A 408-nucleotide genomic window follows, 5' to 3' on the forward strand; every position below is an offset into this window, starting at 1 on the left:
AGACCATTGTCGGCAGTAATGGATTTAATTATTGATCCATACTCTTTATTAATATTCTTCATTGTATAAGCAACTGAATCAGCGTCCTTACTGTCAATTAAACGGATAATTTGGAAACGAGTCTTACGTTCAATCATGGTAAGAATCACACTCTCCTGACCGTTTCTAAGACCAACAATAGTATCTATTTCAAAGTGGCCAAATTCTTCACGATTATCCACTTCAGTTGGACGTTCTTCGATACTTAACCCCAAAATGCGATGGTTCTTACGAACCACACATTTTGGTAATCGACGAGACATCTTATGGATAAGATCAATATTTCTAACTTCTAATAATTGAGCATCAATATAACTATAAAGGGTTTTAGTACATACCATTTCTTCTGGTAGAAAAAGGTTCAACACC

1 protein-coding gene is annotated in these 408 nt (G+C 35.0%); it reads right to left on the reverse strand.

The genetic code is table 11. The features are described 5' to 3' along the window. Positions 1 to 408 (reverse strand): IS30 family transposase (locus FD31_RS13800; RefSeq protein WP_162258555.1); only part of this gene is annotated, 408 nt, incomplete at both ends.

The sequence above is a fragment of the Companilactobacillus nantensis DSM 16982 genome (assembly GCF_001435815.1).
Classification (GTDB): domain Bacteria; phylum Bacillota; class Bacilli; order Lactobacillales; family Lactobacillaceae; genus Companilactobacillus; species Companilactobacillus nantensis.